The following is a 21,197-nucleotide window of genomic DNA, read 5'->3' as shown; positions in this document are numbered from 1 at the left end:
CGTTCGATGATTATGCCGTGGAACCGGACTCCGAAGACAGCTCCCGGCCCTTGGTACGGACCAGGCTGAGCGAGGCGATCGCAGCGGCGGTCGCCGATCTCTCGGCGGCCGGGGTGGCGTCGCCCCGGGTCGACGCCGAGATCCTCGCCGCGCACGTGCTGGAGATCCCGCGCGGACGGCTGCTGCTGGTCGACAGCGTGCGGCCGGACGAGCTGCGCCGGTTGCGCGCGCTGGTCGCCGAGCGCGCCCGGCGCGTGCCGCTGCAACATCTGCTCGGCACCGCGGCGTTCCGTCATCTGGAGCTGGCGGTCGGCGACGGCGTCTTCGTCCCACGTCCTGAGACGGAGCTTCTCGCCGGCTGGGGCATCGAGCACACCGCGCCGGGGGCGACGGTGGTCGACCTCTGCAGCGGCACCGGGGCGATCGCGCTGTCCGTCGCCGACGAGAGCGCCGCCGGCCGGGTCGTCGCCGTGGAGCGCTCGCCGGTGGCGCTGGGCTATCTGCGCCGCAACGCCGCCGGGTTCCCGGCCGTCGAGGTGGTGCAGGGCGACGTGACCGATCCTTCGCTCCTGTCCGGCCTGCGCGGCGCGGTCGACGTGCTGCTGTGCAACCCGCCGTACGTGCCGGAGGGCACGCCCGTGCCGCCGGAGGTGGCCGACCACGACCCGGCCGAGGCGGTCTTCGGCGGCGCCGACGGGCTCACCGTCATCCGCCCGGTCGTCCAGCGCGCCGCCGAGCTGCTCAGACCCGGTGGCGTGGTGGGCATCGAGCACGACGACGTGCACGGCGCGGCGCTGCCCGAGCTGCTGCGCGCCGACGGCCGCTTCACCGAGGTGACCGCGCACCCGGATCTCACCGGTCGTCCCCGCTACGCGACGGCACGGCGCACCTGATCGATGCGCCGCGGCGCATGGCAGACTGCACGGTGTGATGCTCTACGACTGCCGTACCACCGCGGACCGGGATCGCGGCATCGCCGCCGCCGTCGAGGCGGTCAAGAGCGGTGAGCTGGTGGTGATGCCGACCGACACGGTCTACGGCATCGGCGCCGACGCCTTCACGCCGCACGCCATCACCGCCCTGCATCAGGCGCGCAGCGTCACCACCCAGGTCCCGCCGCCCGTGCTGGTCGGCTCCCGGCACACGCTCGACGGCCTGGTCTACTCGCTGCCCAAGGCGGCGCGCGAGCTGGCCGACGCGTTCTGGCCGGGCGCGCTGACCCTCTACGTCGAGCATTCGCCGAGCCTCCAGTGGGACCTCGGCGACACCGGCGGGCAGGTCGCGGTCCGCATGCCGCTGCACCCGGTGGCCCTCGAGGTGCTGCGCGAGGTGGGCCCGATGGCCGTCACCACGGCCAACAAGGTGGGCCGCCTGGCGCCCAACACGGCCGACGAGGCCCGCGACCAGCTGGAGTACGCGGTCCGGGTCTACCTCGAGGCCGGGCCGGCGCTCGACCCGGCGCCCAGCACGATCGTCGACGTGACCGGCGACGTCCCGCGCGTGCTGCGCAACGGCGCCGTCCCGTTCGAGAAGCTGCGCGACGTCGTGCCCGAGATCCTGGCGGCGGAGGGCTGACGTGGAGCCGTTCACCGTCCTGCACATCTGCATGGGAAACATCTGCCGGTCGCCGATGGCCGAGCGCCTGCTTGCCCGCGCCGTCAAGGACAGGGCCGGCGAGCAGGGCGAAAAGCTGGTCCGCAGCCTCAGCGCCGGCACCGGCGGCTGGCACGAGGGCGAGGAGATGAACCCGCCCGCCGCCCGCCAGGTGCGCGCCCGGGGCGGCGCCGCCGACGGCTTCGCGGCCCGCAAGCTGCGCGGCGACTTCATCGACGAGGCCGACCTGATCCTGACCGCCACCGCCGACCAGCTCGACTACGTGGTGGCGCTGCGGCCCGACGCGGCCTCGCGCACCTTCGTGACGGGCGAGTTCGGCCGGCTGCTGGCCGGCGTCGACGAGAGCCGGCTGCCGGCGGCCGAGCCCCAGCCCGAGGCGGTGCACGCCCGCGGCGTGGCGATCGTCGAGGAGGTGGCCCGGCTGCGCGGCGACGACCCGCCGCGCGAGGGCGACGACCTCGACGACCCGTGGGGCCGCGGCGACCAGACCTTCCAGCGCATCGGCAACGAGATCGAGGACACCACGGTCCCGTTCGCCACCCTGCTCCTGCCGTGACTCTCCCTTCGGAAAAGATCGTCCGGCCCGACGCGGACGGGCTGCGCCGTGCCGTGGAGGTGCTGCGGGCCGAGTCCGTCGTCGCCTTCCCCACCGAGACCGTGTACGGGCTGGGCGCCGACGCGTTCTCCGCCCGGGCGATCGGCGAGGTCTACCGGCTGAAGAACCGCCCGTCGTGGAACCCGCTGATCGTGCACGTCGCGAACGTCGAGGCGGCCCGCGCGCTGACCGAGTCGTGGCCGTCGCTCGCGAACGAGCTGGCCGCCCGGTTCTGGCCGGGTCCGCTCACCCTCGTGCTGCCACGGGCCCGGCACCTGGCCGGCGTGGGTGCCGAGAACGACACCATCGCGATCCGGATCCCCGCCCACGAGGTGGCGCTCCGGCTGCTCGAGGCGAGCGGGCTGCCGCTCGCCGCGCCCAGCGCCAACCGCTCCGAGTCGATCTCGCCGACCACCGCCGAGCACGTGGTGCGCAGCCTGCCCGACGTGCCGCTCGTGCTCGACGGCGGGGCGAGCTCGTGGGGCATCGAGTCGACGGTGCTGAGCCTGGTGGACGAGACACCCACGCTGCTGCGGCCGGGTGCGCTCCCGCTTCGGGCGATCCGGGAGGTCACCGGGTCGATCGGCCTGCCCGACACGGTGGCGGACGGCGCGGCCCGCCCGTCGCCGGGCATGAGCCGGCGCCACTACGCGCCGCGGGCCACGCTGATCCTCGCCAAGGACGTGCGCGACGTCGACCGTGCCGAGCTGGCCGAGCCGATCGGCGTGCTGACGTACGAGACCGCTGACGTCCCGGGCGCCGAGATCCTTCCCGCCGACCCGGGGGAGTACGCGGCCGACCTCTACGCCGCGCTGCACCGCCTGGACGACGCCGGCGTGGCCACGATCCTGGTGCAGGAGCCACCGCAGACCGAGGACTGGCTCGCGATCCGCGACCGCCTCACGAGGGCCGCGGCGAAATAGACGGGGTCTTAATCGCTTTCAGGGCGGCGGTGGGGTGGTCGGACGGGCGCCCTTGGCGATGTTGCGAGCCATGCCGCTGAAGATGACGCCGTGGAAGGGCAGGACCGAGGCCCAGTAGGCGTGACCGGCCAGGCCGCGGGGCAGGAAGACGGCGCGCTGGCGGTAGACGCTGCGGCCGTCGCCGTCCTCGGTGGCGCACATCTCGAGCCAGGCCCGCCCGGGCACCCGCATCTCGGCGCGCAGGCGCAGCAGCTTGCCGGGCACGATCTCCTCGACCCGCCACCAGTCCAGCGCCTCGCCGACGCGCAGGTGCTGGCGGTCGCGGCGGCCCCGGCGCAGGCCCACCCCGCCGGCCAGCCGGTCCAGCCAGCCGCGCACCGACCAGGCCAGGGGGAACGAGTACCAGCCGTTCTCGCCGCCCACGCCCTCGATGACCCGCCACAGCGCGTCGACCGGGGCGTCGACCGGCCGCGAGCGCTCGTCGACGTAGACGCTGCCGCCGGACCACGCCGGGTCGGAGGGCAGGGGCTCGGCCGCCGCGTCCCGCCCGGCGGCGTCCGCCCAGCGGGTCTCCACGTTCGCGTCCCGGATCTTGCAGAGGGCGTGCCGGACCGCCTCGTCGAAGCCGAGCGGCTTGTCGGCGGAGAATTCGGCGATGTCGTTCTCGTGGGCCACGGCCTCGTGCACCAGGCTGGCCACCAGGGGCCGGGCGATCGCGTTGGGCACCGGGGTGACCAGGCCGACCCAGTGGGCCGACAGCCACGGGCTCAGCGGCCTCAGCGGCACGATGACGCGGCGGCGCAGGCCGGCGACCTTCGCGTAGCGCTGCATCATCTCGGCGTACGTCAGCACGTCCGGGCCGCCGATGTCGAAGGCGCGGTTGACCGACGACGGCATGCTCGCGGACACGATGAGGTACCGCAGAACGTCACGCACCGCGATCGGCTGGATCCGGTTGCGCACCCAGCGTGGCGTCACCATGACCGGCAGGCGCTCGGTCAGGTAGCGCAGCATCTCGAACGACGCCGAGCCGGAACCGATGATCACCGGCGCCCGCAGCACTGTCGTCGGCACCCCACTGGCGAGCAGGATCCGGGCCACCTCCGTGCGCGAGCGCAGGTGGGCGCTCGCCCTCTCGCCCTCCGGCGGCTCGGGACCGCCCAGATAGACGATGCGGGACACGTGCGCGGCGCGGGCCGCCGCCGCGAAGTTCTCCGCCGCCCGCCGGTCGCGTTTCTCGAAGTCGCGCCGGCCCAGCGAGTGCATCAGGAAGTAGGCGACGTCGACGCCCTCGAACGCGGCGCGCAGCGACTCCGCGTCCTCCAGGTCGCCCCGCACGATCTCGGCCCGGCCGGCCCACGGCACGTCCCGCAGCCGTCCCGGCCCGCGGGTCAGACATCGCACCTCGTGGCCGGCGTCGAGCAGGCGCGGGGCCAGCCGCCCGCCGATGTATCCGGTCGCACCCGTCACCAAGCAGCGCATAACTGCAGACTGTGCCCGCCGGAGGGCCGCCGTAAGCCATATGCTCTTTTCTGGCAGCGTTGCCTACTCGGGGAGGGCGCGTGGACACCTTCTGGGGGCCGGACTTCGCCGCGCTCGAGCGTGCCGATCCGGAGATCGCCCATGTCCTCCTCGCCGAGGTCGACCGGCAGCGGGCCGGGCTCCAGCTGATCGCCAGCGAAAACTACACCTGGCCCGAGGTGCTGGCCGCGCTCGGCTCCACGCTCGCCAACAAATACGCGGAGGGTTACCCCGGGCGTCGTTACTACGGCGGCTGCGCCGAGGCCGACCACGCCGAGGAGCTGGCCGTCCAGCGCGCCCGCGACCTGTTCGGCGCCGACCACGCCAACGTGCAGCCACACTCGGGCACGGCGGCCAACCTGGCGGCGTACGCGGCGCTGGCCGAGCCGGGCGACACGGTGCTGGCCATGGAGCTGCCGCACGGCGGCCACCTGACCCACGGCAGCCGGGTCAACTTCTCCGGCAAGTGGTTCCATCCGGTCGGCTATCGCGTCACCCCGAACACCGAGGAGATCGACTACGACGAGGTGCGCGACCTCGCGCTCGCCCACCACCCCAAGCTGATCATCTGCGGCGCGACCGCGTACCCCCGGGCCATCGACTTCGCCACGTTCCGCGCGATCGCCGACGAGGTGGGCGCTTACCTGCTGGTCGACGCCGCCCACTTCATCGGCCTGGTGGCCGGCCGGGCGGTCCCCTCGCCCGTCCCGTACGCCGACGTGGTCACCTGCACCACGCACAAGGTGCTCCGCGGCCCGCGCGGCGGCATGATCCTCTGCCGCGCCGAGCTGGCCGAGCGCGTCGACCGCGCGGTGTTCCCGTTCAGCCAGGGCAGCCCGATGATGCACGCGATCGCCGGCAAGGCGGTGGCGCTGCGGCTCGCCGCGCTTCCGGACTTCCAGGGGTACGCCCGTCAGGTGGTCAGAAACGCGCAGGCGCTGGCCGCGGGGCTGGCCGCCGAGGGCATGCGGCCCGTCTCCGGCGGCACCGACACCCACCTCGCGCTGGTCGACCTGACCGGGCTCGGCGTGACCGGCCGCGACGCCGAGGCGCGCTGTGACCTGGCCCGCATCAGCCTCAACAAGAACGCGATCCCGTACGATCCGCAGCGCCCGGCTGTAGCGTCGGGCATCCGGGTGGGGTCGCCGAGCGTGACCACCCAGGGGATGCGGGAGGGTGAAATGCGGCAGATCGCCGGGCTGATCGGCGTCGCGGTGCGCTGCGATCCGGGCACGGCTCCGGGCGCGGCACGGCTCGCCGGGGTGGCCGACGAGGTCGGCGCGCTGGTCGGCCGGTTCCCCGCCTACGCGGGGCAGGAGGCGATGGCGTGAGGCGCTCTCGCTCCGACGACCTCGAGATCGAGCCGTACGATCCGGCGCTCGACCCGACCCTTCGCGACAAGGACGAGGACGACGACCGGCCGCTGCCCGACCTGCCCCCGTTGCCGGCCGATCCGCGCTGGCGGGTGGCGCACCTGCCGTTCCTGACGGCCGTCGCGTTCGCGCTGCTGCTCTGCGCCGCCTCGGTCGGGTTCCTGGTCAGCGGGCCCACGGCGGGCCTGGGCGCCGCAATTGGCGTGCTTATAGTGACGATCAGCTATACGATGTCGACATTGGTGATCGCTTGGGCCGACACGGTCCGGCCGGCGCTGCTGATGCCGGTCGCGCTGCTGACGTACGTGCTGAAGTACTCGGTCCTCGGTGTCGTCCTCGCGTACGGAGTGGCGAGTGACTGGCGGGGCAAGGACGCGCTCGGCTGGGGAATCGTCGCGGGCGTGGTGGTCTGGACCGGCGTCCAGGCGTGGTGGATTCACCGCGTCAGTCGCCCAAAGTGATCATCTAACGGCTGTTTGCGCTCGTCAGCGTCCCTTTCGTGGTTTGTTGACCTCGAAACGGTGACGTGAACGCTCGGCGGTTGTCCGGTTATGGCGAAGGGGGAGTACCGTGTCCTTCCAGTTGCGCGACCCCTGACGCCTGGACAACTGCGGTTGTGCGGGGGGCCGCGCTTAGCCTTGTCTTTCCTGCTGATATCGTTCGGGCCGTCATGACCGGTCAAGAACCTCCCAGGAATCCCCAGGACGACGACGGTCCGCCTCCGCCCGACACGGGCATGGGAATGACTGCCGTCGCCTACCTCATCGCGGGGATGTTGGTCTGGGGAGGGATCGGTTTGCTGGTCGACCACTGGGTCGGGACCAAGGGCATCTTCGCCGGTATAGGCGCGGTCGTTGGTATCGGCGGCGGTGTCTACCTCATCGTGCGCCGTCTCGGCGCCTGACAGGAAAGGGCTACGGTGACCGGTCAGTCGACAGTCCTCGCGGCGGACGTTCCGTTCCCGCCGAGCGTCGAGGATTTCTACCTGCCCAGCATCGTGCCGTGGGGCGGGCACGACAGCTACTGGTTTACCAAGATCACTGCGCTCCTGTGGATCTCGGTTGCGCTGATCATCATTTTCTTCCTGGTCACGTACCGGAAGCCCAAGCTGGTTCCCACCAAGAAGCAGTGGATCGCCGAGAGCATCTACGGCTTCGTGCGGAACAACATCGCGGTCGACATGCTCGGCAAGCGGGGCATCAACTTCGCGCCGTACCTGACGACGCTGTTCGTCTTCATCCTGCTGATGAACTTCTGGGCCATCGTGCCGTTCGCGCAGATCTCGCCGAACTCGCACATCGCGTTCCCGGCGGTTCTCGCGGTGATCAGCTACGTCATGTTCATCTACATCGGCATGAAGCACCACGGCGGCCTGAAATACTTCAAGCACGCCCTGATCCCGCCGGCGCCGTGGTTCATTCTGCCGCTGCTGATCCCGATCGAGTTCTTCTCGACCTTCATCGTCCGGCCGTTCTCGCTCGCCGTCCGTCTTTTCGCCAACATGTTCGCCGGCCACATGCTGCTGCTGGTGTTCACGCTGGGCGGCTTCGCGATGCTGAACGCCAACGTCTGGTTCGCGCCGTTCTCGGTCGTGTCGTGGGCGATGACCATCGCCTTGACCTTCCTGGAGTTCCTGGTCATCTGCCTCCAGGCCTACGTCTTCACCGTGCTGACCGCGAGCTACGTCCAGGGCGCGCTCGCCGACGAGCACTGAGCACTTCCCGCAAGTCCCGCACCACCTGTAACACCCCGTTGTCGTCCCGCGTGACATCCACGCGAGATACCAGGAGGAATTGACAATGTACGACGTTCTTGCCGCCGTCGGTGGTAGCACCGCCGCCATCGGTTACGGCCTTGCCGCCATCGGCCCCGGCATCGGTGTCGGTCTGGTCTTCTCCGCGTACATCCAGTCCACCGCCCGCCAGCCGGAGTCGTCGCGCCTGACCCTGCCGTACGTCTGGATCGGCTTCGCCGTCATCGAGGCGCTCGCCCTCCTCGGCATCGCCTTCGGCTTCATCTGGGCCGGCGAGTTCTAAGCCCCCCTTCCCGCGTTGCGGAGGTCTGAATGATCACCACCTATTACCAGCTAGCGGCTGAGGCGGCTGAGACCGAGCACAACCCGATCATCCCGCTCTGGCAGGAGGTCGTTCTCGGCATCATCGCCTTCGGCATCCTCTGCTTCGTGCTGATGAAGTTCGTCTTCCCGATGATGGAGAAGACCTTCGCGGCGCGGGTGGACGCCATCGAGGGTGGCATCAAGCGTGCCGAGGCGGCTCAGGCCGAGGCCAACCAGCTGCTCGAGCAGTACCGCGCGCAGCTCGCCGAGGCTCGCACCGAGGCCGCTCGCATCCGCGACGAGGCCCGGGCCGACGCCGAGGGCATCCGTCAGGATGTGCTGGCCAAGGCCCGCGAGGAGTCGGACCGCATCATCGCGGCCGGCAACGAGCAGCTCGCCGCCCAGCGCGAGAGCATCGTGCGCGACCTTCGGTCCGAGGTGGGCACGCTCGCCGTCGACCTGGCCAGCAAGATCGTCGGCGAGGCCCTCGCCGACGAGGCGCGCAGCCGGGGCACCGTCGAGCGGTTCATCGACGAGCTCGGCGCGGCCGGCTCGGCGGGCGGGCGGCGCTGATGGCGTCGACCGCCGGCCAGCAGGCCTACGCCGAGGCCGTTGAGAAGCTGACCTCGGCCACCGCCACGGCCACGGCCGCGCAGGCCGGCACGGTCGCCGACGAGATCCTGTCGGTGGCCGGCATCCTGCGGGCCCAGCCGCGGCTGCGCCGGGCGCTGACCGACCCGTCGCGCTCCGGCGCCGACCGGGGCGAGCTGCTGCGCTCGCTGCTGTCGGGCAAGGCATCCCAGGTCACGGTCGACGTCCTGGCCTCGCTCGTCGCCGGCCGGTTCTCCCGGCCCGCCGAGCTGCTCGACGTGACCGAGCGTCTCGGCGCCGAGGCCGTGCTGGCCGGTGCCGAGAAGTCGGGCAACCTCGCCGAGGTCGAGGACGAGCTGTTCCGCTTCGGGCAGATCGTCTCCGGCAACGCCGAGCTGGCCGTCACGCTCAGTGACCCGGGTGCGCCGACCGAGCGCCGGGTTAAGCTGGTGGAGGACTTGCTGAAGGGCAAGGCCCAGCCGGCCACGGTGCGGCTCATCGAGGTGGCACTCGAGGGCTTCGGGGGCCGTAGCTTCGAGGGATCGCTGACCCGGCTGGTCGAGATGACCGCCGCGAAGCGCGATCGCGAGGTCGCCTACGTGACGGTCGCCAAGCCGCTCACCGACGCCGACGAGCAGGCGCTGGCTGCCAAGTTGTCCGACATCTACGGCCGGCAGGTCTCGCTGAAGGTCGACGTCGATCCCTCGATCATCGGCGGCGTCAGCGTCAAGGTCGGCTCCGACCTCTACGACGGCACGATCCTGCGGCGGCTCAACGCCGCCAAGCAGGCGTTCTCCAAGTAGCTGAGCTTCCAAGGCGGCTTCGCCGCACTGCGACGAAAATTTGAGACTCAGCTCCGCCCCTGGCGGCGGAGCTGAGCAGGCCCCTCGGTGGCGGAGACGTCCCGAGCTAGACAGAGAAGGCAGAGGATGGCCGAGCTGACCATCTCCTCGGACGAGATCCGGGGGGCGCTAGAGCGCTACGTCTCGTCCTACACGCCCGAGGTCTCCCGCGAGGAGGTCGGCATCGTCTCCGATGCGGGCGACGGCATCGCGCACGTCGAGGGCCTGCCCTCGACGATGGCGAACGAACTGCTCGAGTTCGAGGACGGCACGCTGGGTGTCGCCCTCAACCTCGACGTCCGCGAGATCGGCGTCGTGGTCCTGGGTGACTTCGGCGGCATCGAGGAGGGGCAGCAGGTCAAGCGGACCGGCCGCGTCCTCTCCGTGCCGGTCGGCGACGCGTTCCTCGGTCGCGTGGTGGACCCGCTGGGCAACCCGATCGACGACCGTGGCGAGATCGCCAACGAGGGCTTCCGCGAGCTCGAGCTCCAGGCGCCGAACGTCATGGCGCGCCAGCCCGTCAAGCAGCCGCTGCAGACCGGCATCAAGGCGATCGACGCCATGACGCCGATCGGCCGCGGCCAGCGCCAGCTGATCATCGGCGACCGCAAGACCGGCAAGACCACTGTCGCGATCGACACGATCATCAACCAGCGCGCCAACTGGGAGTCCGGCGACCCGGACAAGCAGGTCCGCTGCATCTACGTCGCGATCGGCCAGAAGGCCACCACGATCGCGTCGATCCGGGGCACGCTCGAGGAGCAGGGTGCGCTGGAGTACACGACCATCGTCGCGGCTCCCGCCTCCGACCCGGCCGGCTTCAAGTACATCGCGCCGTACACGGGCTCGGCCATCGGCCAGCACTGGATGTACAACGGCAAGCACGTCCTGATCGTCTTCGACGACCTGACCAAGCAGGCCGAGGCGTACCGCGCCGTGTCGCTGCTGCTGCGCCGCCCGCCGGGCCGCGAGGCCTACCCGGGCGACGTCTTCTACCTGCACTCCCGGCTGCTCGAGCGCTGCGCCAAGCTCTCGAACGAGCTGGGCGGCGGCTCGATGACCGGTCTGCCGATCATCGAGACCAAGGCCAACGACATCTCGGCCTACATCCCGACCAACGTCATCTCGATCACCGACGGTCAGATCTTCCTCGAGACCGACCTGTTCGCCTCGGGTGTCCGCCCGGCGATCAACGTCGGTACGTCGGTGTCCCGGGTGGGTGGCTCGGCGCAGGTCAAGGCGATGCGCTCGGTCTCCGGCCGTCTCCGCCTCGACCTGGCCCAGTTCCGTGAGCTGGAGGCCTTCTCGGCCTTCGCCTCCGACCTGGACCGCGCGTCGCGTGCCCAGCTCGAGAAGGGCGTCCGCCTGGTCGAGCTGCTCAAGCAGCCGCAGTACTCGCCCTACTCGGTCGTCGACGAGGTCATCGTGATCTGGGCCGGCACCACCGGCCAGCTCGACGACATCCCGGTGGGCGACGTGCGCCGCTTCGAGCAGGACTTCCTGCAGTGGATCAAGCGGCACCGCAGCGACACCGTCACCGCGATCGAGTCGACCGGCCTGCTGTCGGACGACGACATCGAGAACCTCAAGAGCGGTGTGACCGAGTTCAAGGAGCTCTTCAAGCGGGGCGAGACCGGTTCCTCGGTCAACGAGAACCCGGCCGAGCCGCTGGAAGAGGGCCGCCAGACGCGCGAGACCGTGACGCGCGAGGTTTCGCGTCCGGCCGAGAGCGAGTAGTCATGGCCGGTCAGGTACAGGCCCTCCGGCGGCGCATCCGCACCGTCCGGTCGACCAAGAAGATCGCGAAGGCGCAGGAGCTGGTCGCGACCAGCCGCATCGCCAAGGCCCAGGAGCGGGTCGCCGCCTCCAAGCCCTATTCGGAGGCGATCACCCAGGTCCTGACCGCCCTGGCGTCCAACGCGACGATCGACAACCCCCTGCTGGTCCCGCGCGAGCGGGTCCGGCGGGCGGGCGTCCTGCTGATCACCAGTGACCGTGGCCTGGCCGGCGCCTACAACGCCAACGCCATCCGCACCGCCGAGCAGCTGATCTCCCGGCTCAAGGCGGACGGCAAGGAAGCGGTGCTCTACGTGGTCGGCCGCAAGGGCGTCGGCTACTACAAGTTCCGCAACCGGCCGATCGAGGCCAGTTGGACGGGCTTCTCCGAGCGGCCGTCGTTCTCCGACGCCAAGGCCATCGGCGACGCCCTGCTGGAGGCCTTCGTCGCGGGTGCGGACGACACCGAAGCCACCTACGGCCCGGACGGCATCCAGGGCGTCGACGAGCTCCACATCGTCAGCACGCAGTTCAAGTCGCTGATGACGCAGAGCGCGGAGGCGCACTTCCTGGCGCCGATGCAGGTCGAGGAGCGCGAGGTCGAGCCCGGGCTGCGCCCGGCGTACGAGTTCGAGCCGGACGCCGACGAGCTGCTCGACGCGCTGCTGCCGAAGTACCTCAACACGCGGATCTACGCGGCGTTGCTGGACTCGGCGGCGAGCGAGTCGGCCTCCCGGCGGCGGGCGATGAAGAGCGCGTCGGACAACGCGGACGACCTGCTCAAGCGGTACACGCGCGAGATGAACTCCGCGCGGCAGGCTGCGATCACCCAGGAAATCAGTGAGATCGTCGGCGGCGCCAACGCGCTGGCCGCGGCGGGAAGTGATGTGTGATGACTGTTACGACCACCTCCGGCGGGGCTGGCCCCCTCAAGGCGGAGACCGGCGTCGGCCGCGTCGTCCGGGTCATCGGCCCGGTCGTCGACGCCGAGTTCCCGCGTGACGCCATGCCCGACATCTACAACGCGCTGCACGTCGAGGTGACCCTCTCCGAGGGCACCAAGAAGCTGACCCTGGAGGTCGCCCAGCACCTGGGTGACAACCTGGTCCGCGCGATCTCGATGCAGCCGACCGACGGCCTGATCCGGGGCGCCGAGGTCACCGACACCGGCGCGCCGATCTCGGTGCCCGTCGGCGACGTGACCAAGGGCCACGTGTTCAACGCCCTCGGCGACGTGCTCAACGCCGACCCGTCGACCCTGGACATCCAGGAGCGCTGGTCGATCCACCGCAAGCCCCCGGCGTTCGCCGACCTCGAGCCCAAGACCGAGATGCTGGAGACCGGCATCAAGGTGCTCGACCTGCTCGCGCCGTACGTGCGCGGTGGCAAGATCGGCCTGTTCGGCGGCGCGGGCGTGGGCAAGACGGTGCTCATCCAGGAGATGATCATCCGGGTCGCCCGTAACTTCGGTGGTACGTCGGTGTTCGCCGGCGTCGGCGAGCGCACCCGTGAGGGCAACGACCTCATCCTGGAGATGGAGGAGGGTGGCGTTCTCGACAAGACCGCCCTCGTCTTCGGCCAGATGGACGAGCCGCCGGGCACCCGCCTGCGGGTCGCCCTGTCCGCGCTGACCATGGCGGAGTACTTCCGGGACGTCCAGAACCAGGAGGTGCTGCTCTTCATCGACAACATCTTCCGGTTCACCCAGGCCGGCTCCGAGGTGTCGACGCTGCTCGGCCGCATGCCGTCGGCCGTGGGTTACCAGCCCACGCTGGCCGACGAGATGGGCGAGCTGCAGGAGCGGATCACCTCCGTCCGGGGCAAGGCCATCACCTCGCTCCAGGCGATCTACGTGCCCGCCGACGACTACACCGACCCGGCGCCGGCCACGACGTTCGCCCACCTGGACGCGACGACCAACCTCGAGCGGTCGATCTCCGACAAGGGCATCTACCCGGCCGTGGACCCGCTGGCCTCGAGCTCGCGGATCCTGGCGCCCGAGTTCGTCGGCGCCGAGCACTACGCGGTCGCCCGCGAGGTGCAGCGGATCCTGCAGAAGTACAAGGACCTCCAGGACATCATCGCCATCCTCGGTATGGACGAGCTGTCCGAGGAAGACAAGGTCACGGTGCAGCGGGCCCGCCGCATCGAGCGGTTCCTGTCGCAGAACACGTACGCGGCGGAGCAGTTCACCGGCGTCCCCGGCTCGACGGTCCCGCTGAAGGAGACCATCGAGGCGTTCAAGAAGATCAGCGAGGGTGAGTACGACAACTACCCCGAGCAGGCCTTCTTCATGTGCGGTGGCCTCGAGGACCTCGAGAAGAACGCGCACGAGCTGATGAAGGGCTGAGTTCGCTCAGCTTCCGACGGAGCCGCGCCGACCGTGATGGTGGGCGCGGCTTCGCCGTACCCAAGCCAGATTTGTCTGGTTTGACCCGTCTGCGAGTCCCGGATCCGGTGGCTCTTTCTGGGTACTCTTGTCGTTCGTTGGGCGGCTGACATCGACAACCGTGGGGAGAGCCTGTGGCCAGGAAACGCCGCGCGCCCTTGTGGGCGCGCCTTTGCGCGATCTTCGGCTGCGTCCTCATGGTGGTCAGCGGCGGCGCGATCATCACCCAGCAGGTGCTGGTGGCGCGCTACGCGGGCGCCGTCGAGACCCAGGACCTGTTCGGCAACGCCGCGGCCGGCGCCACGAAGGAAGCGAAGTCCGACATCAAGGGCCCGCTCAACATCCTTCTGGTCGGCGTCGACCCCCGCCGCGAGACGCAGACGCCGCTCTCCGACTCGATCATCGTCGCGCACATCCCCAAGGACCTGAGCCAGGCCTACCTCTTCTCGGTCCCGCGCGACCTGATCGTCGACATCCCCGCCTTCGAGAAGACGGGCTTCAAGGGCGGCCGGGCCAAGATCAACGCCGCGATGGGGTACGGCAGCGCGGTGGGCAACGGCAAGCACGACGTCGTCCAGGGCTTCGACCTGCTCGCCAAGACGGTCGGCCGGCTCACCGGCATCGCCGAGTTCGACGCCGGCGTGATCCTCAACTTCAACGGCTTCAAGGCGATCGTCGACGCCATGGGCGGCGTCACCATGACGATCGACCAGAACGTGAAGTCCGAGCACCTCCAGCCCAACGGCAAGCCCCGCCCGCGCTACGAGAGGTGCGCCGACAACAGCTGCGCCCACCCCTACTACGGCCCCCAGGCGGAGTACAAGAAGGGCACCTACCACCTCCAGGGCTGGCAGGCCCTCGACTACGTGCGGCAGCGCTACGGCCTTCCGCGCGGCGACTACGACCGCCAGCGCCACCAGCAGCAGTTCATCAAGGCCATGGCCAAGCAGGCGCTGAGCAAGGACGTGGTGACCAACCCCGCCAAGCTCGACAAGGTGCTCAAGGCGGCCGGCAAGGCGCTGATCTTCGACGGCGGCGGCCACAACGTGGTCGACTGGGCCTTCGCGCTCAAGAACCTGCGCTCCGACGACATGACCCTGATCAAGCTGCCCGGCAACTCGGTCATCGTCGACGGCGACTACCGCGGCGAGGCGCTCGAGGACAGCGCCGCCGACTTCTTCAAGGCCGTCCGCGCCGACCAGGTGCAGAGCTTCATCTTCCGCCACCCCGAGTACATCAACACCAACGTCTGACCTGGTGCCACCCTCGAAAAGGGCGCCGTCTAGACTTCACCCATTCCGGTATCAGGGCTCAACAGGAGGACAGCGTGGCCAACCAGCTGCCCGTCAAGGTCGTAGCCGTCGAGGAGAGCGTCTGGTCCGGCGAGGCCGAGATGCTCGTCGCGCGGACCACCGAGGGTGAGATCGGCGTGCTGCCGGGTCACTCGCCGCTGCTGGGCCTGCTCAAGGAGCCGTCGCAGGTGCGGGTCAAGCTCGCCGGGGGCGAGCAGCTGACGTACGACGTCTCCGGCGGTTTCCTCTCGATCGACGCGGACGGCGTGACCGTTCTCGCCGAGAGCGCGACCCCCGCCACCCCCGAGACCCACTGACGACCGGCGATGGAGATTCTGGAAGTCATCGGAATCTGCATCGTCGCTGCGCTCGTCGTCCTCTTCGCGATCTTCTTCCGCCGCCGGCTGCTCATGGTCGGCGGCGGCACGATCCGCCTCCAGATCCACATCAGCACGCTGGTGCCGGGCCGCGGCTGGTCCACGGCCATCGGCCAGTTCGTCGGCGGTGAGCTGCGCATCCACCGCATCTTCAGCTTCGCCTTCCGCCCCAAGCGCGTGCTCGACCGCGGCGCCCTCGTCATCGAGGAGCGCCGCCGTCCCGTCGGCCCCGAGCGCCTCACCATCCCCGGCCACTGGGTCGTCCTGCGCCTCGCCACGGCCACCGACGAGATCGAGATCGCCATGGCCGAGTCCACGGTGACCGGCTTCCTCTCGTGGCTCGAGGCCGCCCCGCCGGGACCACCGGGCAGCATCGCCCGCCCGGTGATCCGCCCCCGCACGATCGAAAACTGACGCGGCTCAGCGGTGCTTGACGCCCTCCTGGGCGAAGGGCGCCAGCCTCGGCCCCCGCACCGGGGCGTCGCCGAGAGCCTCGTCGATCCGCCGTAGCACGTCCTCACTCAGCTCCACGCCGGAAGCGGCCGCGTTGGCGTGCACCTGCTCCGGCCGGGAGGCGCCGGTGATGGCGGAGGCCACCTCACCGCGGCGCAGCACCCAGGCGAGGGCCAGCGTGGCCATGCTGACGCCCAGTTCCCCGGCGATCGGCACGAGGCGCTGCACGGCCTCCAGGGTGGCGTCGTTGAGCACCAGATCCTTGGCCCCGCCCATCTCGTCGCTGGCGAAGCGCGAGCCGGCCGGCAGCGCCTCGCCGGGCTTGTACTTGCCGGTGAGCACCCCCTGGGCGAGCGGCGACCACACGATCTGCGAGATGCCGTTCGCGGCGCTCAGCGGGAAGACCTCGGCCTCGGGCGCCTGCCAGAGCATCGAGTACTGCGGCTGCGACGAGACGAAGAGGTGGGGCCCGGCGATGTCGACGGCGGCCTGGATCTGCTCGGGCGTCCACTCGCTGAAGCCGAGATAGCGGGCCTTGCCCTGGCGTACGACCTCCTGGAAGGCCTCGATCGTCTCCTCGATCGGCACGTCGACGTCGAACCGGTGCGCCTGGTAGAGGTCCACGTAGTCGGTGCGCAGCCGGCTCAGCGAGGCGTCGATCTGCTTGGCGATCTGCCGGGCCGAGAGCCCCCGGTCGGTGTCGGACATCTGGCCCTGCACCTTGGTGGCCAGGATGTACGAGTCGCGCGGATGCTGGGACAGGATCTCGCCCCACGCCTCCTCGGCCGCGCCGCGCCCGTACACGTTGGCGGTGTCGAAGAAATTGATCCCGGCGTCGAAGGCCGCCTCGGTGCAGGCGCGGGTCTGCTCGGCCGCGACCCCACCCGAATAGGTCAGCCATGATCCCAGCGAGATCTCGGAGACTTCGAGGTCGGAGCTGCCGAGCTTGCGGTAACGCATAGTGTTCCTCTTCCCTGATCCAGCTCTTCGCAGGTGGCTCTCGCCGACACTGGCTGTGCCCCCTAGCGTCGTCGTTATGCGGATTCGAATCATCGACGCCTTCACCGACCGGCCGTTCGCCGGCAACCCGGCCGGCGTGGTCGTGCTGGACGGGCCGGAGTTCCCCGGCGAGGAGTGGATGCAGGCGGTCGCGGCCGAGGTGAACCTCTCCGAGACGGCGTTCCTGCACCCGCTCCCGCCCGGCGGCGACGCCGACTACGCGCTGCGCTGGTTCACCCCGGCCGTCGAGGTGGCGCTCTGCGGGCACGCCACGCTGGCCACGGCGCACGCTCTGGAGAGCAAGGGAGTCGTGCGCTTCGCCACCCGCAGCGGCATCCTCACCGCCTCCACGGACGGCGAGGGGTGGATCACGCTCGACTTCCCGACCGCGCCCCTGAGCCCGTTCCAGGCGGACCCTCGGGTGCTCGACGCGCTCGGCGTGACGCCGCTGTCGGTGCACCACACCGGCCCGAACACCGACGACCTGCTGATCGAGGTGCTCGACGAGGAGGCGGTGCGCTCGCTCACGCCCGACCTGACCGCCCTGGCCACCTTCGAGAACCGCGGGGTGGTGGTCACCGCCCGGGCCTCCGGCGAGGGCTACGACTTCGTGTCCCGCTTCTTCGGGGCGGCGGCGGGCGTGGGGGAGGACCCGGTGACGGGCAGCGCCCACACGGCCCTCGCCCCGTTCTGGTCGGCCCGCCTCGGCGGCCGCACCGAGCTGGTCGGCTACCAGGCGTCACCGCGCGGCGGCTACGTCCGTGTCTCGCTGCGCGACGACCGCACCCTCCTGACCGGCAAGGCGGTCACGGTCATCGACGGGACCCTGCACACCTGATCGCCGGACGCTCCGGCTCGGGGTCGCCGTGGGCCGGCGGCTCGTCGCCGTCTTGTTCCGGCGGGCGGGCTCGTGCAGGCCCTCGTAGATGTGGTCGCGCAGGGCGTTGGCCCGCTGTTTGGACAGGGCGGCGCGCAGATCGCGCAGGACGACGCGGACCAGCACGTTGACCTCGCCGTGGCGGATGCCGAGGCGCTCGCGGGAGGCGGGTGGCAGCTCCTCCGGCGGGGTCGCCGACAGGATGCTCACCTCCTCGACCAGCTCGGCGTCCGCGCCCAGCAGGTCACGCACCCGGTCGCCGACCTCCTCGGCGGTCACCCCGGCCGGGAGCGCGACGGAGACGTCCCGCCGGGCCGCGGGCTGGGCCGAGACCGGACGGTAGGGGCCGAGGCCGAGCATCTGGGCCGCCACCCGCGGGTCGGCGGAGCGCAGCAGCCGGATGTCGTCGATCCCCTTGCGCAGCATGACGAGCCGGTCGAGGCCCAGCCCGAGAGCCAGCCCCGACCGCCCCGGCCCGATCACGTGCGCGGCGGCCACCCCGCACTCGCCGATCTCGACCCAGGCGCCGCCCGCCCGGGCCTCGATCTCGAGCCCGCCGGTCGTGTAGGGGTGGTCCGCCGGGTGCACCCGCCAGGCGGCGCCGGGCAGGGCCGCGCCCACCGCGACTTCGATGAGCTCGAGCAGGCCGCCCGGATCCGAGCCGCCGGTCACCCGCCACAGGTCCAGTTGGTGCGGGGTGCCGGTGTGCAGGCGGTCTATCGAGTCGCGGCGGTAGACGATCCCCGGGCACGCGACGAGCGCCTCCCGTGCCGTCAGCCGCCGCAGCGCGCCCGGAATGAGGGCCGAAGTCTGAGAGCGCAGCATGCGGTGGTCATCCACATACCGCGTATATCTCGCGTCCCGGGCCGCCGCCGAGGCGCTGTAGCCCAGCCTGTCGTAGTTGTCGGCCACGTCGACGATCCGCTCGCCGCGATGGACGAGCAGGTGCGCCGAGGGCCATCGTGCCGTGGCGGCGCCGAGCACCGCGGCGACCATCTGCTGGAGGGCGTGCGGACCCTGCGCCGGGTCGCTGAGGTCACGGACGGCGAGGTCGTCGGTGAGGGACATCGGCTTCTCCGTTTCACGAGGGAGCCCCGTGCGAAGCCGGCGGTGAGGATCACCCGCGCGTGGGATCGGCCGGCCGCCAACGGGGCCGGGCAAAATCACCTACGCGCGAGGTCATGCCTCCATCGTGACAGGCCGGGGAAGCGAATTTCAGTCCGGCGGGCCCGGCTGGAGCTCCACCTCGAAGCCCCACGCGTCCTCCAGGTAGGCCGCGTACGACTCCGGCCCTCCCGCGTGCGGATGCTTGTCGGGAAAGAGCAACCCCCACCCGTGCTGCCCCGACTCCTCCACCAGCCGGTCGACCTCGGCGCGCCCGCCCACCGTGAAGGCCAGGTGGTTGAGCCCCGGCGCCAGCCGGTCGTGCACCGTGCCCGACAGCGCCGGCGACTGCTCCATCACGAGGTAGACCTCGCCGTGCCGCCAGGACCTGCCGCCCGGCCAGTCCTGGTACCGCTTCCAGCCCAGCTCGCCCAGCAGCCAGCCCCACGGGCGCAGGGAGCCGGCCAGGTCGGGCACCCACAGCTCGACGTGGTGCAGCATTCCTACTCCGCCGTGCCGCCGCCCGGGACCCACTTGACGTCGCCTCCGGGGTTCGCCGTGCGGGACAGGATGAACAGCAGGTCGGAGAGGCGGTTCAGGTATTTGGCCGGCATCTCGCCGGTGCGCGACGGGTCCGCCTCGACGAGCGCCCACGCCGAGCGTTCCGCGCGCCGCGCCACGGTGCGGGCCACGTGGAGCAGGGCCGCGCCGGGGGTGCCGCCCGGGAGGATGAAGCTGTCGAGCGCCGGGAGGGGCTCCAGGAACTCGTCGCACCACTTCTCGAGGCGGGTCACGTACTCCTCGGTGATCCGCAGCGGCGGATAGGGCGGGTCCTCGGACGCCGGGTTGCAGAGGTCGGCGCCGACGTCGAAGAGATCATTCTGTACGACGCCGAGCACCCGTTTCACGTCCTCGGGCAGGTCACCCATGGCCAGGGCGACGCCCAGCGCGGCGTTGCACTCGTCGGCGTCCGCGTACGCCTGGATGCGCGGATCGGTCTTCGCCGCGACCTCGTTGTTGCCGAGGCGGGTCTGCCCGCCGTCGCCGGCGCGGGTGTAGATGCGAGTGAGATGAACGGCCATGCCCCCACCCTACGGAGGGCGGTTCGTCGGCGGCTCATACCATGGCCCGCGTGGATGTGATCAGGGTGAAGGGCGGTACCGCGCTGACCGGTGAGGTCGGCGTCGGTGGCGCGAAGAACTCCGCGCTCAAGCTGATGGCGGTCGCTCTGCTCGCGCAGGGCCGCAGCGTGGTGGACAACGTGCCGCGCATCACCGACATCGCCATCATGGCCGAGGTGCTGCGGCGGCTGGGCTGCCAGGTCACCCTGGACGGCGGTGAGGCGACCATCGACGTGCCCGCCGAGCCGGGCAGCGAGGCCGACTACGACCTGGTGCGCCGCCTGCGGGCGTCGATCTGCGTGCTCGGGCCGCTGCTGGCCCGCCGCGGCTATGTGCGGGTGGCGCTGCCGGGCGGCGACATGATCGGGTCGCGCGGGCTCGACATGCACGTCAGCGGCCTGGCGCGGATGGGTGCCGAGATCTCGGGCGAGCACGGCTTCGTCATCGCCTCGGCGCCGCACGGCCTGCGCGGCAGCAAGATTTGGCTGGACTTCCCGAGCGTCGGCGCCACCGAGAACCTGCTGATGGCCGCGGTGCTCGCCAAGGGCACCACCGAGATCGACAACGCGGCCCGGGAGCCGGAGATCGTCGACATCTGCGAGATGCTCACCGACATGGGCGCCCACATCGAGGGGGCCGGCTCCTCGACGCTGGTCATCGAGGGGGTCGACGAGCTGCGGCCGGTGCGTCACACCACCGTCGGCGACCGCATCGTGGGTGGCACGTGGGCCTTCGCCGCCGCCATGACCCGCGGCGACGTGACGGTGCAGGGCGTGCGGCCCGAGTTCCTCGACATCGCGCTCGACAAGCTGGTGACGGCCGGCGCGACGGTCGAGCCGGGTGACAATCAGTTCCGGGTGCGGATGGACGACCGGCCCAAGGCCGTCGACATCGTCACCCTGCCCTACCCGGGGTTCGCGACCGACCTGCTGCCGATGGCGCTGGGTCTCGCCTCGGTGGCCGAGGGCTCGTCGCTGATCACCGAGAACATCTTCGACGGGCGCTTCATGTTCGTGAACGAGATGGTCCGGCTGGGCGCCGACATCCGTACCGACGGCCACCACGCCGTGGTGAACGGCCGCGCCCGCCTCTCCGGGGCGCCGGTGCGGGCCACCGACATCCGGGCCGGCGCGGGCCTGGTCATCGCGGGCCTGTGCGCCGACGGGGTGACCGAGGTGGGCGAGGTGCACCACATCGACCGCGGCTACCCCGACTTCGTGGCCGACCTGGCCAATCTGGGCGCCGAGGTGGAGCGGGCCGACGTGCCCGAGCCGACGTTCGACTTCTAGGCGCT

24 protein-coding genes are annotated in these 21,197 nt (G+C 70.9%); 19 read left to right on the top strand and 5 right to left on the bottom strand.

Features of this window, described 5'->3' with window-relative positions; translation table 11 throughout:
* Positions 1 to 17: 17 nt before the first annotated feature.
* The 4 genes from prmC to Ade02nite_RS31540 are packed head-to-tail and all read left to right on the top strand — an operon-like array spanning position 18 to position 3,132.
* Positions 18 to 893, top strand: a complete 876-nt coding sequence (gene prmC / locus Ade02nite_RS31555; RefSeq protein ID WP_203771853.1) for a peptide chain release factor N(5)-glutamine methyltransferase — start codon at positions 18 to 20, stop codon at positions 891 to 893.
* A gap of 37 nt (positions 894 to 930) precedes the next feature.
* On the top strand, positions 931 to 1,575 hold the full coding sequence (locus Ade02nite_RS31550; RefSeq protein ID WP_203771930.1) for an L-threonylcarbamoyladenylate synthase: 645 nt from the start codon (positions 931 to 933) through the stop codon (positions 1,573 to 1,575).
* Position 1,576: 1 nt separating this feature from the next.
* The gene (locus tag Ade02nite_RS31545; protein WP_203771851.1) at positions 1,577 to 2,170 is read left to right on the top strand and encodes an arsenate reductase/protein-tyrosine-phosphatase family protein; all 594 of its coding nucleotides are present in this window, start codon (positions 1,577 to 1,579) and stop codon (positions 2,168 to 2,170) included.
* Positions 2,167 to 3,132 (top strand): L-threonylcarbamoyladenylate synthase, encoded by a 966-nt coding sequence (locus tag Ade02nite_RS31540; protein WP_203771849.1) that lies wholly within the window; start codon positions 2,167 to 2,169, stop codon positions 3,130 to 3,132. Before Ade02nite_RS31545 ends, Ade02nite_RS31540 begins: the two co-directional genes overlap by 4 nt.
* 18 nt (positions 3,133 to 3,150) lie before the next feature.
* On the opposite strand, the gene Ade02nite_RS31535 is transcribed toward Ade02nite_RS31540, so the two are convergent.
* Complete coding sequence (locus tag Ade02nite_RS31535) at positions 3,151 to 4,614, bottom strand: SDR family oxidoreductase (protein ID WP_203771847.1); 1,464 nt, start codon at positions 4,612 to 4,614, stop codon at positions 3,151 to 3,153.
* 80 nt (positions 4,615 to 4,694) lie between these two features.
* On the opposite strand from Ade02nite_RS31535, the gene glyA reads away from it, so the two are divergent.
* From glyA to Ade02nite_RS31470, 13 genes are all read left to right on the top strand, one after another.
* A complete protein-coding gene (glyA, locus tag Ade02nite_RS31530) occupies positions 4,695 to 5,984 on the top strand; it encodes a serine hydroxymethyltransferase (RefSeq protein ID WP_203771845.1) in 1,290 nt (429 codons plus the stop codon).
* A complete protein-coding gene (locus Ade02nite_RS31525; RefSeq protein ID WP_239169204.1) occupies positions 5,981 to 6,487 on the top strand; it encodes a hypothetical protein in 507 nt (168 codons plus the stop codon). The genes glyA and Ade02nite_RS31525 overlap by 4 nt, the downstream gene beginning before the upstream one ends.
* A 209-nt stretch (positions 6,488 to 6,696) precedes the next feature.
* Positions 6,697 to 6,930 carry an AtpZ/AtpI family protein gene (locus Ade02nite_RS31520; protein WP_143234411.1) on the top strand — a complete coding sequence of 78 codons (234 nt, stop codon included), beginning with the start codon at positions 6,697 to 6,699 and terminating at the stop codon, positions 6,928 to 6,930.
* Between the two features lie 15 nt (positions 6,931 to 6,945).
* The gene (gene atpB, locus Ade02nite_RS31515) at positions 6,946 to 7,740 is read left to right on the top strand and encodes a F0F1 ATP synthase subunit A (RefSeq protein ID WP_203771843.1); all 795 of its coding nucleotides are present in this window, start codon (positions 6,946 to 6,948) and stop codon (positions 7,738 to 7,740) included.
* An 85-nt stretch (positions 7,741 to 7,825) separates the two neighbouring features.
* Entirely contained in the window at positions 7,826 to 8,062 is a 237-nt protein-coding gene (locus Ade02nite_RS31510; protein ID WP_203771841.1) for an ATP synthase F0 subunit C, read from the top strand.
* Positions 8,063 to 8,091: 29 nt separating this feature from the next.
* Entirely contained in the window at positions 8,092 to 8,655 is a 564-nt protein-coding gene (locus tag Ade02nite_RS31505) for a F0F1 ATP synthase subunit B (RefSeq protein WP_203771839.1), read from the top strand.
* Positions 8,655 to 9,476 carry a F0F1 ATP synthase subunit delta gene (locus Ade02nite_RS31500; RefSeq protein WP_203771837.1) on the top strand — a complete coding sequence of 274 codons (822 nt, stop codon included), beginning with the start codon at positions 8,655 to 8,657 and terminating at the stop codon, positions 9,474 to 9,476. Before Ade02nite_RS31505 ends, Ade02nite_RS31500 begins: the two co-directional genes overlap by 1 nt.
* A gap of 126 nt (positions 9,477 to 9,602) precedes the next feature.
* Positions 9,603 to 11,252, top strand: coding sequence for a F0F1 ATP synthase subunit alpha (atpA, locus tag Ade02nite_RS31495; protein ID WP_203771835.1), 1,650 nt, complete (start codon positions 9,603 to 9,605; stop codon positions 11,250 to 11,252).
* Between the two features lie 2 nt (positions 11,253 to 11,254).
* Positions 11,255 to 12,184: a F0F1 ATP synthase subunit gamma gene (locus tag Ade02nite_RS31490; RefSeq protein ID WP_203771833.1), complete on the top strand. Its 930-nt coding sequence runs from the start codon at positions 11,255 to 11,257 to the stop codon at positions 12,182 to 12,184.
* Positions 12,181 to 13,641: a F0F1 ATP synthase subunit beta gene (atpD, locus tag Ade02nite_RS31485; RefSeq protein ID WP_379036812.1), complete on the top strand. Its 1,461-nt coding sequence runs from the start codon at positions 12,181 to 12,183 to the stop codon at positions 13,639 to 13,641. Before Ade02nite_RS31490 ends, atpD begins: the two co-directional genes overlap by 4 nt.
* A gap of 173 nt (positions 13,642 to 13,814) precedes the next feature.
* Positions 13,815 to 14,933 (top strand): LCP family protein, encoded by a 1,119-nt coding sequence (locus Ade02nite_RS31480; protein WP_438871004.1) that lies wholly within the window; start codon positions 13,815 to 13,817, stop codon positions 14,931 to 14,933.
* Between the two features lie 74 nt (positions 14,934 to 15,007).
* Complete coding sequence (locus Ade02nite_RS31475) at positions 15,008 to 15,289, top strand: F0F1 ATP synthase subunit epsilon (protein ID WP_203771829.1); 282 nt, start codon at positions 15,008 to 15,010, stop codon at positions 15,287 to 15,289.
* A gap of 9 nt (positions 15,290 to 15,298) precedes the next feature.
* Complete coding sequence (locus tag Ade02nite_RS31470) at positions 15,299 to 15,763, top strand: DUF2550 domain-containing protein (RefSeq protein WP_203771827.1); 465 nt, start codon at positions 15,299 to 15,301, stop codon at positions 15,761 to 15,763.
* Positions 15,764 to 15,769: 6 nt separating this feature from the next.
* Here Ade02nite_RS31470 and Ade02nite_RS31465 read toward each other — a convergent pair whose 3' ends face one another.
* Complete coding sequence (locus Ade02nite_RS31465; protein ID WP_203771825.1) at positions 15,770 to 16,762, bottom strand: aldo/keto reductase family protein; 993 nt, start codon at positions 16,760 to 16,762, stop codon at positions 15,770 to 15,772.
* Between the two features lie 76 nt (positions 16,763 to 16,838).
* Here Ade02nite_RS31465 and Ade02nite_RS31460 point away from each other — a divergent pair, with 76 nt between their 5' ends.
* Positions 16,839 to 17,639, top strand: coding sequence for a PhzF family phenazine biosynthesis protein (locus Ade02nite_RS31460; RefSeq protein ID WP_203771823.1), 801 nt, complete (start codon positions 16,839 to 16,841; stop codon positions 17,637 to 17,639).
* On the opposite strand, the gene srmL is transcribed toward Ade02nite_RS31460, so the two are convergent.
* The 3 genes from srmL to Ade02nite_RS31445 all read right to left on the bottom strand — a co-directional run bounded on the left by srmL (position 17,541) and on the right by Ade02nite_RS31445 (position 19,864).
* Positions 17,541 to 18,746 carry a PheS-related mystery ligase SrmL gene (gene srmL, locus Ade02nite_RS31455; RefSeq protein WP_203771821.1) on the bottom strand — a complete coding sequence of 402 codons (1,206 nt, stop codon included), beginning with the start codon at positions 18,744 to 18,746 and terminating at the stop codon, positions 17,541 to 17,543. The two genes, Ade02nite_RS31460 and srmL, sit on opposite strands and share 99 nt — an antisense overlap.
* A gap of 147 nt (positions 18,747 to 18,893) precedes the next feature.
* The gene (locus Ade02nite_RS31450; protein WP_203771819.1) at positions 18,894 to 19,283 is read right to left on the bottom strand and encodes a VOC family protein; all 390 of its coding nucleotides are present in this window, start codon (positions 19,281 to 19,283) and stop codon (positions 18,894 to 18,896) included.
* 2 nt (positions 19,284 to 19,285) lie between these two features.
* The gene (locus Ade02nite_RS31445) at positions 19,286 to 19,864 is read right to left on the bottom strand and encodes a cob(I)yrinic acid a,c-diamide adenosyltransferase (protein WP_203771817.1); all 579 of its coding nucleotides are present in this window, start codon (positions 19,862 to 19,864) and stop codon (positions 19,286 to 19,288) included.
* A gap of 41 nt (positions 19,865 to 19,905) precedes the next feature.
* Here Ade02nite_RS31445 and murA point away from each other — a divergent pair, with 41 nt between their 5' ends.
* Entirely contained in the window at positions 19,906 to 21,192 is a 1,287-nt protein-coding gene (gene murA / locus Ade02nite_RS31440) for a UDP-N-acetylglucosamine 1-carboxyvinyltransferase (RefSeq protein ID WP_203771815.1), read from the top strand.
* The last annotated feature ends 5 nt before the right edge of the window (positions 21,193 to 21,197 follow it).

Origin of the sequence: Paractinoplanes deccanensis (assembly GCF_016862115.1) — a bacterium.
In the GTDB taxonomy this organism is placed as follows: domain Bacteria; phylum Actinomycetota; class Actinomycetes; order Mycobacteriales; family Micromonosporaceae; genus Actinoplanes; species Actinoplanes deccanensis.
This window is presented reverse-complemented; position numbering and strand designations above follow the sequence as displayed.